The 1,064-nt window shown below is 37.9% G+C and carries 1 protein-coding gene; it reads left to right on the forward strand.

From position 1 onward, the window contains the following. Nucleotides 1-902, forward strand: a 902-nt coding sequence (locus M72_RS14170; protein ID WP_141652756.1) for a transposase, incomplete at its 5' end; no start/stop codon positions are given. Nucleotides 903-1,064: the final 162 nt, after the last annotated feature.

The raw sequence follows: 1,064 nt of genomic DNA on the forward strand, positions 1-1,064 counted from the left end.
GTCATAGAAAAAGCATTCGACAAAAACAATACGAAGAATTGCATGAATATCTGGAACGTTTGAAATCCTATGCATATCATATCGAGACCTGTGGAGAAGAAAGAAACAGTTATTCCAAAACAGATCATGATGCAACTTTCATGCGTTTAAAGCGTGATTACATGGGAAACGATCAGCTACTTCCGGCATACAACCTACAGGCAGCCATCTGTGATGAATACATAGCTGTAATCGACGTAAAACCATATGCATCCGATATGGAATGCTTTGTTCCTTTGATGGAAAAATTCAATCGCACATATGGTCACTATCCGAAATATCCGGTTGCTGATGCCGGATACGGTTCTTACAATAATTATCTTTATTGTGAAGAACACGGCATGGAAAAATACATGAAATTTACCATGTACAAAAAAGAAACGACGGACAAAAAGTATCATGAGAATCCGTATCGTGCTGTAAACTTTGCAAAAGATGCAGATGGAAATCTCTTATGCCCAAACGGTCGAAAATTCCTCTTCAAGAGAACACAGCATGTGAAATATAATAAATATGGAAGAACGGAAGAATTATACGAATGTGAATCTTGTGAAGGGTGTCAGCATAAACAGGAATGTTGTCCGAGAGCACACAAAAACCGAACGATCCGAATGAATCAGGAATTAACTGCTATCCATCAGGAAGTGCTGCAAAATCTTGAATCCATACATGGTGCTCTCTTGAGAATGAACCGAAGTATTCAATCGGAGGGAACTTTTGGTGTATTAAAGTGGGATAAAGCGTATAAAAGATTATTGCGAAGAGGCGAGAAAAATGTAATTCTCGAGCTTACACTGATTTCATGTGGATTCAATCTTTATAAATATCACAACAAAAAGCAACGACAGACGAAAGTTGCATAAAACTTAAGCGGGCGTGATTAGCCGAGCTTTATTAAATGCACCATTTTTTATACCCAAAGATGCAGACTTGCTTAGAAATAGAAAAGTTAATACAAAGAAACGCCAAAACCGACATTTGCCGGAATTGGCGTTTCTTATATTAGGGACTTATTTTACAGCCCC

Source organism: Roseburia faecis (assembly GCF_001406815.1).
In the GTDB taxonomy this organism is placed as follows: Bacteria; Bacillota; Clostridia; order Lachnospirales; family Lachnospiraceae; genus Roseburia; species Roseburia faecis.